This is a genomic window from Kocuria arenosa (assembly GCF_042879215.1).
In the GTDB taxonomy this organism is placed as follows: domain Bacteria; phylum Actinomycetota; class Actinomycetes; order Actinomycetales; family Micrococcaceae; genus Kocuria; species Kocuria arenosa.
This window is the reverse complement of the sequence record NZ_JBHZTA010000007.1, coordinates 85,571-101,686: the sequence shown is the minus strand read 5'-3', so window position 1 is coordinate 101,686 and position 16,116 is coordinate 85,571. Positions and strand designations below refer to the sequence as shown.

General features: G+C 72.5%; 16 protein-coding genes. 5 read left to right on the top strand and 11 right to left on the bottom strand.

Annotation, left to right across the window (positions count from 1 at the left end):
- Positions 1–24 precede the first annotated feature (24 nt).
- From ACFYE3_RS12945 to fdhD, 7 genes are all read right to left on the bottom strand, one after another.
- Positions 25–1,044, bottom strand: a complete 1,020-nt coding sequence (locus ACFYE3_RS12945; protein WP_387609795.1) for a LacI family DNA-binding transcriptional regulator — start codon at positions 1,042–1,044, stop codon at positions 25–27.
- Between the two features lie 41 nt (positions 1,045–1,085).
- Complete coding sequence (locus ACFYE3_RS12940) at positions 1,086–2,540, bottom strand: GH1 family beta-glucosidase (protein WP_387609792.1); 1,455 nt, start codon at positions 2,538–2,540, stop codon at positions 1,086–1,088.
- On the bottom strand, positions 2,540–3,442 hold the full coding sequence (locus tag ACFYE3_RS12935; RefSeq protein ID WP_387609789.1) for a carbohydrate ABC transporter permease: 903 nt from the start codon (positions 3,440–3,442) through the stop codon (positions 2,540–2,542). The genes ACFYE3_RS12940 and ACFYE3_RS12935 overlap by 1 nt, the downstream gene beginning before the upstream one ends.
- Complete coding sequence (locus ACFYE3_RS12930; RefSeq protein WP_387609786.1) at positions 3,439–4,557, bottom strand: carbohydrate ABC transporter permease; 1,119 nt, start codon at positions 4,555–4,557, stop codon at positions 3,439–3,441. The genes ACFYE3_RS12935 and ACFYE3_RS12930 overlap by 4 nt, the downstream gene beginning before the upstream one ends.
- A 64-nt stretch (positions 4,558–4,621) precedes the next feature.
- The gene (locus ACFYE3_RS12925) at positions 4,622–5,914 is read right to left on the bottom strand and encodes an ABC transporter substrate-binding protein (protein ID WP_387610030.1); all 1,293 of its coding nucleotides are present in this window, start codon (positions 5,912–5,914) and stop codon (positions 4,622–4,624) included.
- 198 nt (positions 5,915–6,112) lie between these two features.
- Positions 6,113–6,847, bottom strand: coding sequence for a glutamine amidotransferase (locus tag ACFYE3_RS12920; RefSeq protein WP_387609784.1), 735 nt, complete (start codon positions 6,845–6,847; stop codon positions 6,113–6,115).
- A gap of 40 nt (positions 6,848–6,887) precedes the next feature.
- Positions 6,888–7,745, bottom strand: coding sequence for a formate dehydrogenase accessory sulfurtransferase FdhD (gene fdhD, locus ACFYE3_RS12915; protein WP_387609782.1), 858 nt, complete (start codon positions 7,743–7,745; stop codon positions 6,888–6,890).
- Between the two features lie 396 nt (positions 7,746–8,141).
- Between fdhD and ACFYE3_RS12910 the strand changes: the two genes are divergently transcribed.
- The 5 genes from ACFYE3_RS12910 to ACFYE3_RS12890 all read left to right on the top strand — a co-directional run bounded on the left by ACFYE3_RS12910 (position 8,142) and on the right by ACFYE3_RS12890 (position 11,994).
- Positions 8,142–8,741 carry an alternate-type signal peptide domain-containing protein gene (locus ACFYE3_RS12910; protein ID WP_387609779.1) on the top strand — a complete coding sequence of 200 codons (600 nt, stop codon included), beginning with the start codon at positions 8,142–8,144 and terminating at the stop codon, positions 8,739–8,741.
- Between the two features lie 110 nt (positions 8,742–8,851).
- A complete protein-coding gene (locus ACFYE3_RS12905; protein WP_387609776.1) occupies positions 8,852–9,442 on the top strand; it encodes a hypothetical protein in 591 nt (196 codons plus the stop codon).
- A 16-nt stretch (positions 9,443–9,458) separates the two neighbouring features.
- Complete coding sequence (locus ACFYE3_RS12900) at positions 9,459–10,448, top strand: hypothetical protein (protein WP_387609775.1); 990 nt, start codon at positions 9,459–9,461, stop codon at positions 10,446–10,448.
- Entirely contained in the window at positions 10,445–11,098 is a 654-nt protein-coding gene (locus ACFYE3_RS12895; protein ID WP_387609773.1) for a signal peptidase I, read from the top strand. The genes ACFYE3_RS12900 and ACFYE3_RS12895 overlap by 4 nt, the downstream gene beginning before the upstream one ends.
- A gap of 143 nt (positions 11,099–11,241) precedes the next feature.
- Positions 11,242–11,994 (top strand): PIG-L deacetylase family protein, encoded by a 753-nt coding sequence (locus ACFYE3_RS12890; protein ID WP_387609771.1) that lies wholly within the window; start codon positions 11,242–11,244, stop codon positions 11,992–11,994.
- A 24-nt stretch (positions 11,995–12,018) separates the two neighbouring features.
- Here the strand turns inward: ACFYE3_RS12890 and ACFYE3_RS12885 are convergent, their stop codons facing one another.
- From ACFYE3_RS12885 to ACFYE3_RS12870, 4 genes are all read right to left on the bottom strand, one after another.
- A complete protein-coding gene (locus ACFYE3_RS12885) occupies positions 12,019–13,233 on the bottom strand; it encodes an MFS transporter (protein ID WP_387609769.1) in 1,215 nt (404 codons plus the stop codon).
- On the bottom strand, positions 13,226–14,509 hold the full coding sequence (locus ACFYE3_RS12880) for a glycosyltransferase 87 family protein (protein ID WP_387609766.1): 1,284 nt from the start codon (positions 14,507–14,509) through the stop codon (positions 13,226–13,228). The genes ACFYE3_RS12885 and ACFYE3_RS12880 overlap by 8 nt, the downstream gene beginning before the upstream one ends.
- Before the next feature lie 131 nt (positions 14,510–14,640).
- Positions 14,641–14,982, bottom strand: a complete 342-nt coding sequence (locus ACFYE3_RS12875) for a hypothetical protein (protein WP_387609763.1) — start codon at positions 14,980–14,982, stop codon at positions 14,641–14,643.
- Positions 14,983–15,158: 176 nt separating this feature from the next.
- On the bottom strand, positions 15,159–15,968 hold the full coding sequence (locus tag ACFYE3_RS12870; RefSeq protein WP_387609762.1) for an SDR family oxidoreductase: 810 nt from the start codon (positions 15,966–15,968) through the stop codon (positions 15,159–15,161).
- Positions 15,969–16,116: the final 148 nt, after the last annotated feature.

Below are 16,116 nucleotides of genomic sequence, written 5' to 3'. Positions count from 1 at the left end.
TCGTCCGGGTCGCGGACGGACGGGTCAGACGGAGTCCCGCAGCACGAGCGAGGTCGACATGATGGTCACGCGCTCCGCCGGCCGGCCCTCGATCATGTCGACGAGGGTCTCGGCCATCTTGCGGCCGAGCTCGACGATCGGGTGGTTGACCGTGGTCAGCGCGGGCGTCACCGACGTGGCGAAGGAGTCGTCGTCGAAGCCCACCACGGCGATGTCCTCCGGGATGCGCAGGCCGCGCCCCTGGATCACCGTGTACGCCCCGGCCGCCATCTGGTCGTTCGCGGCGAACACGGCGTCGATCGGCAGGCCGCGGTCCAGCAGCCGCCGCATGGCATGGGCCCCCGACGCGAGCGTGAAGTCACCCACCTCCACGAGTTCGTCGCCCAGCCCGGCCCCCCGCACCGCGGTCCGCCAGCCGGCCAGCCGGTCGATGCCCGGGGGCATGTCCTGCGGCCCGGCGATGGTCGCGATGCTCCGCCGGCCCCGGTCGAGGAGCAGCCGGGTGGCGCTGCGCGCGGCGGCCTCGTTCTCGACCTCCACGTAGTAGGCGTCCTCGGCGCCCACGAGCGGGCGGCCTGCGAACACCATGGGCAGCGAGCCGGACAGATGGGTCCACGAGTGGTCGCCGCTGTGGTGCGAGACCACCAGCGCGCCGTCCACGTTGCCGCCCAGCAGGAAGCTGCGGGTCTTCTCGGGCTTCGCCTCGGACGCCATGACCATGTTGAGGGTGAAGTCGGTGTCCGTGAGGTACATCGCGATGCCCTGGACCACGGTCGTGAAGAACGGGTCCGCGAAGACCTTCGAGGTGGACTCCGGGATGATCAGCGCGACCGAGTTGGCCCGTCGCTTCGCCAGCGACCGGGCCGCGCGGTTGGGGGTGTAGTCGAGGGTCTCGATGGCCTTCCGCACCGACTCCGCGAGCTCGGGGTCGACGCTGGGCGAGTCGTTGACCACCCGGGACACGGTCGCCCGGGAGACCCCGGCCAGGGCGGCCACCATCTCGAGCGTCGGCACGGGCCGGGGACCGCGTGCGTCCTGCGTCATGGTCGTCTCCGGTGCTCTCGGCGTGTGGGCTGGCATCTATGCTAGGCGCCCGTGGACGGGGCCACCGGCGTGCGCTCCGCCGCGGCGGCGATGACCCCGGCGTAGGCGCGGCCGCTGTCCTTGACCGTGCGCTCGAACGTCTCGTAGTCCACCCGGACCACACCGAACCGCTTGCCGTAGCCCCACGACCACTCGAAGTTGTCCAGCAACGACCAGACGAAGTAGCCGCGCACGTCCGCGCCCTGGTCGATGGCCTCCCCCACGGCCGCGATGTGCTCGAGGACGAACGCGGTGCGCTCCGCGTCGTGGACGGTTCCGTCGCTGCCCATGACGTCGTCGTAGGCCGCGCCGTTCTCCGTGACGTAGAGCGGCGGGAGCGCGGGGTACTCCTCGCCGAGACGCACGAGGAGCGTGCGCAGCCCGTCCGGGTTCACCTCCCAGTCCATCGCCGTGCGCGGCAGGCCGCGGCTGGGGAACGCGATGTCCTCGGAGCCGATCCAGCACGAGGACGTGGGGCGGTCGGCGCCGCCGGAGTGGCCGTCGCCGCCGGAGGACTGCGGGTGCCCGCTGATGAGGTCGTCGTGGTAGTGGTTCACGCCGAGGAAGTCGAGGGGCGCCCCGATGGTCTCGACATCGCCGCCGCGGATGACCTCGCGGATGCCGAACCGCTCCAGGTCCGCGAGGGTGTCCTCGGGGTACGCGCCGCGCAGGATCGGGTCCAGGAAGAGGCGGTTCTGGAGGGAGTCGAACCGCCGGGCCGCGTCGAGGTCCACCGGGTCCGAGGGGTCGCGCGGGATCGAGTTGCTGAGGTTGAGGGTGATGCCCAGGTGCTCGGCACCGCCGGACCGCAGGTGCTCGACCGCGAGGCCGTGGGCCAGGTGCTGGTGGTGCACGGCGGCGACCGCGGCCCGGGGGTCCTGCCGCCCGGGCGCGTGGACCCCGGCCGCGTAGCCGAGCAGCGACGAGCAGAAGGGCTCGTTGAACGTGGTCCAGTGCCGCACCCGGTCGCCGAGCACCGAGTACACGTCGTCGGCGTACTCGACGAAGCGGTGCGCGGTGTCCCGGTGGGCCCACCCGCCCTTCTCCTCGAGCGCCTGCGGCAGGTCCCAGTGGTACAGGGTCAGCCAGGGCAGGATGCCGGCCTCGAGCAGCTCGTCGACCAGGCGGGAGTAGAAGTCCAGGCCCTCGGGGTTCGGGGCCCGGTCACCGGGACGCACCCGCGCCCAGCTCGTGGAGAAGCGGTAGGAGCCGAGCCCGAGCTCCTTCATGATCCGCACGTCCTCGGGCATCCGGTGGTAGTGCCGCACGGCGTCCTCCAGGGTGTCGCCGTTGGCCACGGCGCCCGGAAGACGGGCGAAGGCGTCCCAGACGGAGTCCTCCTTGCCGCCCTCGTGCCCGGCGCCCTCCACCTGGGCCGCGGCGGTGGCCGACCCCCAGAGGAAGCCCTCGGGCCAGCTGCGGTGGTGCACGGCTGCGTGTCCTGCGTTGTTCGGCATTAGCCCTTCACTGCTCCTTGCATGATTCCGGAAATGAGTTGTCTGCCCGCCACGGCGAAGAGCACCAGGAGGGGAAGCGTGGCCATCACGGCGCCGGCGAGGACGATCGAGTAGTCCACGTATCGGGCCGACTGCAGCTGGCTCAGCGCCGTCTGCAGCGTGGGGTTGCTCGCGTCGAGGACCAGCAGCGGCCACAGGAAGTCGGTCCACGCCGTCATGAAGGTGAACAGGCCGAGGATGGCCATGGCCGGGCGGGCCGCGGGGAGCGCGACGTGCCAGAAGGTCGAGATCATCGACGCCCCGTCCATCCGGGCCGACTCGATGAGCTCGTCGGGGATGACGTCCACGAGGTACTGGCGCATGAAGAACACGCCGAACGCCGTCACGAGGGTGGGCACGACGACCGCCCCGATCTCGCCGGTCCAGCCGAGCTCGCGCATCAGCATGAACAGCGGGATGATGCCGAGCTGCGTGGGGATGGCCATGGTCGCGACGACCGTGACCATGAGGCCGTCGCGCCCCTTGAACCGCAGCTTCGCGAACGAGTACCCGGCAAGGGTGGAGAACGTGACCACCGAGACGGTGATGATCCCCGAGATGAGCACGCTGTTGCCGAGGGCCAGCCAGAACGGGATGGTGTCGAAGACCTCGCCCACGTTCGTCCAGAAGTTGCCCCCCGGCAGCAGCGGCGGCCAGGTGCGGCCGAGCGCCTCGTTGGAGCGGCTGCCGATGATCACCGACCACCACAGCGGATAGGCGCTGGCCAGGAAGAAGGCGGAGAGCAGCCCGTAGGTGAGGAACCCGGGGCGGTGGCCGTCGCCGAAGATCCGCCGGCGCACGGGCACCGCCCGCGCCCGCGGCCGCCGCGTCCTGGTCCTGGTGGGTGCGCCGGTGGCGGTCATCGTGTCCTCCTCGTGGTCGTCGGTGCCGTGGCCGTCCGTGGCGCCCCGGTGCCGGTGTTCGCCGCCGCGTCGGGGACGACGGCGTCGCCCGCACGCAGCCGCCGCCGCCGCCGACGACGACCGGTCCTGGGACCGGCCCTCCCCCCGTCGGACGCCGTCGCGATGCGGCGCGAGACCAGGTAGTTGACGAGGCCGAAGAGCAGGATGAGGAGGAAGAGCAGCCAGGCGATGGTCGCGGCCTTGCCGAAGTTCTGGCGCTGGAAGGCCATCTCCCAGAGGTAGAGGACCGTGGTCTGGAACTGTCGCTGCGTGCCGCCCGCGGCCACGGGGTCGAAGAGCCTCGGCTCCGTGAAGATCTGGAGGCCGCCGATGGTGGTCGTGATGATCACGAAGACCATCGTGGGACGGATGCTCGGCAGGGTGATGCTGAAGAACCGGCGGACGGGGCCCGCGCCGTCGATCGCACCGGCGTCGTAGAGGTCCCGAGGCACCGCCTGCATCGCCGCGAGCAGGATCAGCGCGTTGTAGCCGGTCCAGCGCCAGTTGACCATGGCGGCGATGGCGATGTGGCTGGGCAGCGTCTCGTTCTTCCACATGATCGGGTCGATCCCGAAGCTGCCGAGGATGTTGTTGATGAGGCCGTACTGCTCGCCGAACATGTTCGTGAAGATCATGGCGACGGCCACCGGGGTGACCACGTAGGGCAGCAGCACGCCCATCTGCCACAGCGTCCTGGCGCGCAGGTTCTGGTCCAGGACCGCCGCGATCAGCACCGCGGCCGCCAGTTGCGGGATGCTCGAGAGCAGGAAGATGCTCACCGTGTTGAACAGCGAGTTCCAGAAGAACCGGTCCCGCAGCACCGCGGTGAAGTTGCCCAGGCCCACGAACTCGCCCCGGCCGGTGAGCAGGTGCCAGTCGAAGAGCGAGACGAAGAACGTGTACCCGAGCGGGAAGAGCCCCACCAATCCGAAGAGGACGAAGAAGGGCGCGATGTACAGGTAGGGGGAGGCTTTCAGGTCCAGGACGCTGAGCCGCTGTCTGCGGGTCGGCCTGGGCGGACTCGGCGCCGGCGCGGCGGGCGCCGCGGCGACGGGACGGTGGGCTGTCGTGGTCATGAGGGTCTCGCGCTTCCGTGAGGGGGCCTCCGGCGGATTCCGCAGGCCCCGTGGCCGGGTCCTGCTAGTTGTTGACGACCAGGTGGTCCAGAAGCGCGAGCGCCTCGTCCCAGGCCTCGTCGGCCGTGGCGGTCCCGGCGTCGAGACGCTTCAGCGGCGGCAGGAAGACGTTCTCCTGGATCACGGAGTCGTCCGGGCCCTTGAACTGGGCGACGACCCCCTCGGCGCGGGACGCGAGGATCACCCCGGTGGGTGCGTCGTTGAACACCGGGTTCGGTTCGGCGTCCTCGACCAGTTTCTGCTGGGCCTCGATGGTGCTGGGGAAGTTGTTCGCCGCGGCCGACTGCTTGACCTGCTGCTCGGGCGCGGTGAGCCAGGCCGCGAGCTTCGCCGCCTCCTCCGGGTGCTCGGAGGTCTCCGGGACGGAGAGGAACGCGCCGCCCCAGTTGGAGGCGCCGCCCGGGAAGACGTCGGCGAAGTCCCACCCGCTGCCCTCGCCGCCGCCGGCGGACTCGAGCTGGCCCTCGATGGTGCCGAGCATCCAGCCGGGGCAGACGAAGGTCGCGAAGGAGCCGTCCACGAAGGCCTGGCCGTTGCCCCAGTCGAACTGGGTCTGGTTCGCGGAGAGTCCGTCGAGCGTGCCGGCGGCGAGCAGGTCGAAGCGCTCGCGCAGCTCCTCGTTGCCCTCCACGTTCAGCTCGCCGTCGGCGGTGTAGTAGCCCTCCTCGAGCTGGTTGACCATGGAGTTCCACACGAAGCCGGACTGGTCGTACCAGGCCTTGCCCGTGGTCTCCTGGTACTCGCGGCCGAGCTCGAAGTAGGTCTCCCAAGTGGCGTCGTCGCCGCCGAACAGCTCCGCGACCTCCGCACGGTCGCTGGGCAGGCCGGCCTCCTCGAAGAGCTTGCCGTTGTAGCAGAGGCCCTGGGGGCCGATGTCGGTGCCGTAGCCGATGACGCGGCCTTCGGGGTCCGTCCCCTGCTCGAACTTCCACGGCACCCAGTTGTCCTTGATGTCGGCGGCGCCGTGCTCGTTGAGGTCGACGAACTGGTCGGAGACCTCCATGATCGAGCCGAGCCAGCCCTCCTCGATGGCAGTGACGTCGCTGAGCCCGGACCCGGCGGCGATCTTGGTGAAGGCGTCCGTGCGCGCGTTCGAGCCGCGGTCGATGTTCGTGGCCTTGATGGTCACGCCGGGGTTCAGCTCCTCGTACTCGCCGTAGAGGTCGTCGTAGCCGAAGGTCCCGAAGGTGGTGACAGTGAGCTCGACGGGGTTGTCGGCGCTGGCCGGCTCGCCTCCGCCCCCGCCGCACCCCGTGGCGACGGTTGCCAGCGTCGCCGCACCCGCCAGGGCTGTCATTCTCTTGAGTCGCGTGTGTCCCACGGTCACTCCTTGGTGTGAAGGGGCTGGAGAGGAGCTGCTGTCGAGAGAGCGCTCTCTCTATTGTGCCTCGACCGTATGTGTCTTAGGTCACAAGGTCAAGAGAGCGCTCTCTCGACAGGGGAAAAGTTGCTGCGCGTCCCGCGGTGACGACCGGACGGGTCCGCCCGCGGTGCGTCAGCGGGCGTAGCGGTCCACGAACGCGGCGAGGATCTTCTCGGGCTCCGTCACGGGCGGCCCTGTGCGGATGCGGTTCTTGACGTCCTCGGCCTCGGCGAGCGGGAAGTACCCGTGCTCCTTGTACGCCTCGATCCGGTTGAGCAGCGCGGGGGCGTCGAGCTCGGGGTGGAACTGGGTCGCGTAGAGGTTCTGCTTGATCCGGAACATCTGGACGGGGCACCCCGTGCCGGTGGCCAGCAGGACGGCGGCGGGCGCGAGGGTGCGCGTGCCCTCCTTGTGGCCCACGAACCCGTGGAACGCGGACGGGAACTCCCGGAGCAGCGGGTCCCGCAGCCCCTCCTCGGTGAGGGTGATCTCGATGACGCCGATCTCCTCGCCGCGGGTGCGGTCCACGATCCCGCCCTGGTGCGTGCCGAGGGTGCCGACGCCGTAGCAGGCGCCGAGGAAGGGGAAGTCCCGGGCGACGACCTCGTCGAGCAGGTCCCGCATCTCGGACTCGGCCCGGCGCTGCACCTCGGACTTCAGCTGCGGCGGGTCGGAGGAGTTGAACGGGGACCCGCCGATGATGACCCCGGAGTAGCGCCCGAGGTCGATCGCCGGCATGGGCCCGGCCTCCAGCCGGACCCGGTGGAGGCTGCTCTCCTGCAGCCCGCTGAAGCGGCAGACGGTCTCGTACTCCTCGTCCGCGACGTCGTCCTCGGCGCGGGTGGCGAGCAGCAGGAAGGGCTTCATGACTCCATCGTAGCCAGCGCCGGGGCGGCCTCCCGCCCGTTCAGGGGACGAGGCGCTCCCGGTGGGCGTAGGCGTTGAACGAGGTCCCGCGGCTGAAGCCCAGCAGGGTGACGCCCGTCCGGTCCGCGAGGTCCACGGCGAGGGCCGAGGGCGCCGAGACGGCCGCGAGCGCCGGAACGCCGGCCATGTACGCCTTCTGCACCAGTTCGAACGAGGCGCGGCCCGAGACCTGCAGGACGCAGGAGCTCAGGGGCAGCAGGTTCTCGCGCAGCGCCCAGCCCACGACCTTGTCCACGGCGTTGTGCCGCCCCACGTCCTCGCGCACGCACAGCAGCTCGGGCCCGCCGTCGCCGGTCCCGGCGGAGCCGTCCGGGAAGCGGAAGAGGCCCGCGGCATGGACGCCCCCGGTCGTGGAGAACAGCTTCTGCCCGCTGCGCAGCCGGTCCGGCAGGGCGAGCAGCGCGGGCACGGGCAGCCGGGTCCGGTCCCCGGCCGGGTCGAAGGAGGAGACCTTGGTGACGGCCTCGATGGACGCCGTGCCGCAGACCCCGCACGACGACGACGTGTAGACGTGCCGCTCCATGGACGTGTCCGGCAGGGCGACCCCGGGCGCGAGCCGCACCTCCACCACGTTGTAGGTCCGCTGCCCGTCCGGGCCGATGCCGCTGCGGTAGTCCATCTGCACGATCTCCGACGGCGCGCGCACCACCCCCTCGGAGACGAGGAAACCGGCCACGAGGTCGAAGTCGTGGCCGGGCGTGCGCATGGTGACGGTGAACGGGCTGCCGTTGAGCCGGATCTCGAGGGGCTCCTCGCCGGCCAGGGTGTCCGCCCGCCCGATCCCGTCGCCGTCGGCGGTGTACCGGTGCACGCGGCGTCGCTGGGAAGCGCGGGTCATGGCGGTCCTCCGGTCCCGGCTCCACCGGACGGGAGCCTTCCCCCGGCATCCTAGGCGCGCCCCTGCCCGAGGCCGAAGCGGGGACATTACCAGACAGTAACGTCAGGTGAAGTGGGGACAAGGCGGATCTGTTCTTATGCATAGACTTTTGTCTAGGGTTGACGTGTCAAGGGAATCCGGCGGCAGGGCTGCCGGCGGATTCCCCGGGCGCTCCACTGCGGTTCCACGGGCCGGCACGCCGAGGCGCGGCCGTCGCAGCCGGCTCCCCGTCCCCCGTGATCCGGGGGGACGGGGATCCCGCCGCCTCCGCGGACACCCACCGGATGCCCGGCACGACACGCGCACCGATCCCGCGCGTCCTCTCCTCTCACCCCTCTCTCGCTCGAAGGCGGAACCATGAACACTGCATCGCAGACCCCCCAGTCCGAGTCCCCCGTGCAGGGCGGCAAGAACCGGCGCGCCGGCAAGGCCGTCCTCGCCGGCGCCGTGGCCGTGGGCCTCCTCGCCGCCGGCGGCGGCACCTTCTCGAAGTGGTCCGACGACAAGGACGTCTTCGCCGCCGGCACCTCGGTGTCCACCGGCAAGCTCTCCCTGGGCACGCCGAGCACTCCCGTCTGGACGGACGCCGACGGGGTCATCCAGCTGGCCGGCTTCCAGGCCGTCCCCGGCGACGTCCTGACCTTCAAGACGAGCACGGTCGTGCAGGCCGAGGGCAAGAACCTCGAGGGCACTCTGGCGCTCGGCCTGCCGGACGTCGTCCAGCAGGCCGTCCAGTCCGGCGTCCTCGAGTACGACCTGACCATGACGGGACTGGCGGACCAGGACATCGAGGACGACGACGTCTACACCGTCCAGGGCGACACGGACGACGACCAGAAGGTCACCGTGACCGCGAAGTTCACCTGGAACGCCGACAGCGTCGACGGGCTGCAGGGACAAGGCCTCACCGGTCTGTCCCTGCACGACACCCAGCTGCTCCTCTCGCAGACCGTGTAGAGCCACCGGACCCGGCCCGGGTCCGCCCCGGTGCGGCGATGACGCCGCGCCGGGGCGCTCCCACCTCCCGCACACCCCGTCTCGCCCCGTCTCATCCCCCAGAGGCTCCCATGACGCGCACCGACCGACCCCGTCCCTCGACCACCGCCCGAGCCCTCGCCGCCGCCGCGGCCTCGCTCCTGGCCCTGACGCTGCTCGGCAACGGCCTGGGGACCTCCGCCCGCTGGTCCGACACGGCCCCGCTCGAGACGCAGGCCGTCAGCACCGGCGCCCTCGACATGGCGCTGGAGCCCGCGCGGGCGACCCTCCACCACACCGACCTCGATCCCGCGACCGGCGCCGTCCGGCGCGAGAGCGCCGACCTCACCGGAGCGGCGGACGCCCTGTCCGCGCTGGCCCCCGGCGACACCGTCGTCGTCACGACCCGCGCGGTCCTCGACGTCGAGGGCACGAACCTCACCGCGACCCTCACGGTCGACCCCGGTGTGCCGGCCGGCAGCGCGGTCGTCCCCCGCGTCGAGCTGGTGCCGGTCTCCGGCGCGCTGCCGCTGTCCCCCGGCCCGTCCTCCTGGGCCGTGACCACGGCCCACGACGGCGGCGCCTACGACGTCACCGTCTCCTACGAGGTCTCCCCGGACCCCTCCGCCCAGGGCCGGACCGTCGAGCCGGGCCCCCTCACGGTCGCCCTCACCCAGAACTGATCCCCCAGGAGTTCCCTTGAGCCAGTTCCGCACCCCCACGGCCTACGTGCTCGGCGTCCTCGTCCTGCTGGCCGTCGTCGTCCTCACGACCCCGAACGGCGGGACCCACGCACGCTGGTCCGCCACCGCACAGACCGAGGTGCCCGTCATGACCACAGGCCGGGTGGGCTTCGAGGTCGGCGGCGACAAGGGCGGCGGGAGCTCCGCGACCCTGACGAACACCTCCCGGTTCGGCGTCCAGTACCGGCCGGTCCAGGTGACCGTCCTCGACTCCGCCGGAGGGTCCGTGGCCCCGCCGCAGGGCATGGGCTTCGCCTACCGCACCGGCGCGGACTGCGGCGCCGCGGGGTCCCCGCCGCGGTGGACGGCCGTCGCGCCGGGCGGGACCGCCCCGGTGGCCGTCCTCGGGGAGACCCGGGCGCCCCTGGAGCGGGACCGGCCCGCGGGGATGTGCCTGACCGTCTCGACCGACGCCGTGGCCCAGGACGCGCTGCGCCCGCTGGACGGGCAGGTGCTGCAGGTCGTCACGGAGGTGGAGGCCGTCTCCCTCGGGGACGGCACCTGGTCGACGACCCGCTCGTGGACGGCGCCGTTCACGGTGGAGCTGCCGGCCGAGGTCGTGCCGCCCGTGACCGCTCCTGCTCTCCCGGTGGTGCAGGACGCCGCGCAGTGCGGTGCGGACAACGGCGCCGCACTGCTCCGGTGGTCCTGGGACGGCGGCCCCGGCGTTCCCACCGTCGCGCGGTGGGAGGCCCGTGTGCGACCCGTGGGCACCACGGAGGCATCCACGCTGGTGAAGGCCGTGCCGACGTCCACCGCACGGGAGGCTCGGATCACTGCCGCCGACCTCCTGGGCACGAACCATTCGTCCAGCCGGGACTACCAGGTCCTCATCCGTGCCGTGTTCGCCGACGAAGGCACCACCCCCGTGGACAGCGCCTACTCCTGGACGATCAAGGCCCCGGGCAAGAGCGGCCACATCAACTGTGAAGGACTCCCGTCATGACCACCGCGCTCCGCAGGACCCTCCACCCGCTGCTCGTGAGCGCCCTGGCCGCGGTGGCCGCGCTGCTGCTCGCCGTCGTCGTCGTCCCGCTCGCGCTGGGCTGGGTGCCCCTGACGGTGCTTTCCGGTTCGATGGAGCCGACCGTCCCGACCGGCAGTCAGGTCGTCGTCGCGCCCCTCGAGGGCGAGGACGACGCCGCGGGGTTGAGCACCGGGGACGTCGTGACGTTCATGCCCCGCCCGGACGACCCGACCCTCGTGACCCACCGGATCGTGGGCGTCGCGGTCGACGGCGAGGGGCGGCGCAGCTTCACGACCCGGGGCGACGCCAACGCCGCCCCGGACGCGGAGCCGGTCACCGCCACCCAGCTGCGCGGACTGGTGAAATACCACGTGCCCTGGGCCGGCTACGCCGCCACGCTCCTGGACGCGGAGCAGAAGCGCGGCGGGGTCGTGCTGGTCGCCGCGGTCCTGTTCGGCTACGCGCTGTGGCAGCTCGTGGGCGCCGTCCGGGACCGCGGCCGGCCCACGGACGAGGCCATGAGCGAGGTCACGGACGGGATCACGGACGAGGACGCGGAGCCGGTGTCCCCGGGCGAGGCGCGGACGGAGACGCTCCCGGTCGTGGCCTCCGCCGCCCCCGGCCGCTGAGCCGCTCCACCACCGCTGCGGAGCCCGCTCGTCCTCCCGGCCCCGCGACATCGGCCCGACGGCATCGGCCCCGCGACATGGGCCCGGCGACATCGGCGTGGCCGGCGTTGCCGGACCCCGCGACCGGGACCATGATGGGGACCATGACTGGGACTCCGCTCACGCACGTCGACGAGAACTGGCAGCGCGCCCTGGTGGTGGTCGCGCACCCGGACGACATGGAGTTCGGCGCCGCCGCTGCCGTGGCCCGCTGGACCGGACAGGGCAAGGACGTGGTCTACTGCCTCGTCACCAGCGGGGAGGCCGGCATCGACGGGCTCGAGCCGCAGCAGTGCGGCCCGCTGCGGGAGGCGGAGCAGCGGGAGTCGTGCCGGATCGTGGGCGTGGCGCAGGTGGAGTTCCTGCACCTGCCGGACGGGGTGCTCGAGTACGGGGTGGCGCTGCGGCGGCGGCTCGCGGAGGTGGTCCGCCGGCACCGCCCGGACGTGGTGATCACCAACAACTTCCGCGACACCTGGGACAACGCCACCAACCTGAACCAGGCGGACCACATCGCCACGGGCCGGGCCACCCTGGACGCCGTGCGGGACGCCGGCAACCGGTGGATCTTCCCGGAGCAGCTCGAGGCGGGCCTGCAGCCGTGGCCCGACGTGCTGGCGGTCTGGGCGGCGGCCTCGCCCGACGCCCGGCACGCGGCGGACGTCACGGAGACCTTCGACGCCGGTGTGGAGTCCCTGCGCGCCCACCGCGCCTACCTCGAGGGCCTCGGCTGGACCGACTTCGACCCGGACGCCTTCCTGCGGGGCAACGCCGCCGCCGTCGGCGAGCGGCTCGGGGTGCCGCTCGCGAGCTCCTTCGAGGTGCTCCCCCTGCAGTGGGGCGGCACCGAGGACTGAGCCCCCTCCCCCGGCGGGGAGCGCTCAGGCGGGCTCGGGCTCCCGCAGGACCAGGAGCACCAGGAGCACGGCGAGGACCACGAGGGCCGCCACGAAACCCACCGCCCCCGCCCAACCGGTGGCCGTGTAGAAGACACCGCCGGCCGTGCCCAGCACGGACGAACCGGCGTAGTAGAAGAGCGTGTAGAGGGACGAGGCCTGCGCCTTGCCGGTGCGGGCGCGCACCGGCACCCACCCGGAGGCCACCGCGTGCGCGGCGAAGAAGCCGGCCGTGAAGAGCATCAGGCCCACCACGATCACGGGGATCGACGGGATGAGCGTGGCCAGCAGCCCGGCGAGCATGACGATCCCGCTGCTCGCCAGCACCACCCGGCGTCCGTGGGCCGCCGCGATCCGCCCGGCGGTCCCGGAGGACCAGGTGCCCGAGAGGTAGGCGAGGAACAGGAGGCTCACCACGGTCTGGGACACCCCGAACGGCTCCTCGCCGAGGTGGAAGCCCAGGTAGTTGTAGATCGCCACGAACCCGCCCATGAGCAGGAAGCCCTGCAGGTAGAGCACCCACAGACCGCGGTCCTCGAGATTGGCGCGCAGCCGCCCCAGCAGACCGGCCGGTCCGGCGAGCCGGACGGTCTGGCGCACGAACCCGCGCTGGCGCGGGGCGATCAGCACGAAGACCACGGCGGCGAGCGCGGAGAGCACGCTCACGGTGATCGTGCCGGTCCGCCAGCCGAACGCGTCGCCCACGGGGGCGGCGATGATGCGCCCGGCGAGACCGCCCAGACTGGTGCCCGCCACGTACGTGCCGGCGGCCACGGCGGCGTGCCGGCGGTCGAGCTCCTCCGCGAGGTAGGCCATGGCCACGGCGGGGATCCCGCCCAGGGCGACGCCCTCCGCGAAGCGCAGCGCCACCACGGCCTCGAAGCTCGGCGCCAGGGGCATGACGAGCCCCAGGGCCGTGGCGGACACGACGGCCATCACCATGGTCCGCAGCCGGCCCCACCGGTCGGAGACCACGGACCACGGCAGGACGCCCACGGCGAGGCCGAAGGTCGCGGCGGAGACGCCCAGGGACGCCTCCGCGGCGTCGATCCCGAGGTCCGTGGCCATGAGCGGCAGCACGCCCTGCACGGAGTAGAGCTGCGCGAACGTCGCCACGCCCGCGCACAGCAGGGCCAGCAGCACCCGGCGATAGCCCCGGCTGCCGCGGTCGTAGCCGGTCCAGGCGCCGGGCTCAGGCACGACCCGCGCCGCCGGCGTCCCGGGTCCCGGCCCGCAGCCCGGTGACCGTCCACAGGGCCAGGAGCAGGAACAGCGCGAGATAGGACAGGGCGGCCACGAGGTCGATCGCCGGCCCGGGGACCCCCAGGAGCCGCAGCCACGCGTCCCAGCGGATCGGCCCCACGTACAGGCCCACGAGGGCGACCCCGCCCAGCACCAGGGCGAGCCGGTGCGGGCCGTCCCGGAGGAACGCCGGCCACGCCTCGACCCACAGCGCCGTGAGCACGAGGCCCCACCACAGGTGGTGGTGGGACCAGGTGACCGGGGACATGTAGAGCATGACGAGGGCGTTGACCGCCACCACGGAGAGGATCATCCCGCGGGCGGCCAGGACCCGGATCAGCAGGGCGACGCCGACGACCATGGCGAGGACCAGGGCCCACCGCAGCAGGGGCTCCACCTCCCCGGGGACGCCGAGGTGGAGCAGCACCCCCTGCAGCGAGGTGTTGTCGACGTACGCGGTGCTGCCGACGCGTTCGTCGCTGACCACGGCCTCGGTCCAGAACACGACCGCGTCCCGCGGCAGCGCCAGGAACCCGATCAGCACGGTCGCGGCGAACGTGAGGCCCATCGTGAGGATCGGCTGCAGCTGCCCGCGCACGAGGAACACGAGCCCGAACGCCAGGGGCGTCAGCTTGACGCCGGCGGCCAGCCCGATCCAGAACCCGCGGGGGACCCTGCCCAGAAGGGTGTCGTCGCGGGTGCGCAGCAGGTCGTAGAGCACCAGGGCGAGGATCAGCGCGTTGATCTGCCCGAGACCCACGTTGCGCATCCAGGGTCCCGACCACAGCAGCACGGCAGTGCCCGCGGCCACGGCGGTGGCCGGGCCCAGCAGGGCCTGCAGGGGCAGCGGCCGGCCGCGGGCGGCGGCGTAGCGCAGGAGCACGGCCGAGAGGACCGCGGCGAGGCCGATCGTGGTGAGCCCCAGGGCGAGCTCGGTGAGCCACTCGGGCAGGTAGGCGAGCGGCACGAACAGCAGCGCCGCGAACGGCGGGTAGGTGAACGGCAGTCCGCCGTCGTCGTGCGGGCTGAGCCCGGGCCCGTAGAGCTCGTCGTCGAACCCGTGCCGGTCCACCACGGCCATGCCGCCGAGCCGGTAGACGTCCAGGTCGGTGCTGCCGTCGAGGACCAGCCAGACGGACCGCACCAGCGCGCCCGCCAGCAGCAGCCACACCAGTCCGGTCAGCGCCGTCGAGCGTCCGGTGCGGGACGCGGCGGCGGTGGACGTAACGCTCACCAGGGCCTCAGTTCTCGGGTCGGTGCGGGCAGGAGCGGACGCAGGCGGAGGCTGCGGCCCCCACTCTAAGCCCGCCCGGCACCGTCCCGGTCCGTGGACCCCTCAGGTGCGGGGCCGACCGGCGGCCCCGGTCATCCGCCCCATCCCGAGGCCTCCAGGTGGCGCACGACGGAGGGCTCGGCGGGCCGGTGGGCGGGCAGGGCGTCGGGGACCAGCAGTTCCACGGTCCCGGCCCCGTCCGGGGTGCCGTCGTGGTCGACGGCCCAGCGCAGCAGGTCCACCGCGATCGCCTCGACATGACCCGCGGCGGTGAGATCGACGCTGACGGTCACCGGGGGGATCAGCGTCCGGGCCCGGCGCACCAGCGGATACAGGACGTGCTGGTTGGCCTCGGTCAGGCACCCGGTGACGACCAGGCGCAGGTAGGCGCCGTCCAGGTCGACCTGGACGAGCACGGAGAGCTTGTGGTCCACGAGAGCATCCTTCGTCGCATGCCATCAGTTGCACGGCCGTCTGCTCGACCTCCGCCCAGAGTAGGTTTCTCCTTCCGGCTCAGTCACCGACGAGTGCGCTTTCCGGCCTGCCCCTGGGTGAACCGGCCCAGCCGATCGTGCCCCTGCCACCGGGGTGCGGTGCGGCGCGGGAACGGCTAGCCCTGCCGCCACTCGTCGCTCGTCAGGTGGGAGCCCGCCTGCGGCCCCATCTGCACCATGCCGCCGTCCACGACCCAGGATGCCCCGGTGACGTAGGCGGAGGCCGGGGACGCGAGGAACGCGATGACCGAGGCGACCTCGCGGGCGTCCCCGGGCCGGCCCAGCGGCACGCCGGGACGGTGGGTGGCCCGCGGGTTCTCGTCCTCCTGCCCCGTCATGGGGGTGGCGATCTCCCCCGGCGCCACCGAGTTCGCGGTGATCCCGTGCGCCCCCAGCTCGAGCGCGATGGTCTTCACGAGCCCGCCGAGGCCGTGCTTCGCGGCGTCGTAGGCGCTCGAGCCGACCCGTGGCACGTGCTCGTGGACGCTCGTGACGGCGATCAGCCGGCCGCCCCGGCCTGCGGCCACCATGTGCCGCGCCGCCGCCTGGAGGCACAGGAACGCGCCGTCGAGATCGGTGGCCAGCACCTTGCGCCACGTGCCCAGGGACGTCTCCAGGAACGGGACGTTCGCCCCCGTGCCCGAGTTGTTCACGAACACGTCCAGTCCGCCGAGCCCTTCGACGAGGCCGTCGACGACGGCTCCGCAGCTCTCCAGCTCCGTGGTGTCCAGCCGCGCCACCACCGCCCGGCGATCGTAGGACCGGACCTCCTCCGCCGTCCGTTCGGCGCCCTCCTCGTCCCGGTGCCAGGTGATGCCCACGTCCATGCCGGCGGCCGCGAGCGCCACGGCGGTGGCGCGCCCGATGCCGGAGTCGGAGCCGGTCACCACGGCTGTGCGGGGACTGAAGTCGGACGTGCTTCCCATGATCGTGGCCTTTCCTCCGTGCCGTGCGCGGACCGCTGTGCGGGGCGGCCCGGAGGCATCAGGCTATTCCCGGCGGTGACGTGGCGCACGCCCTCGAGGTCGGCGGCCGGGGCCATTGCGGACGGCGGCCGGGGAGAGGAACATATTA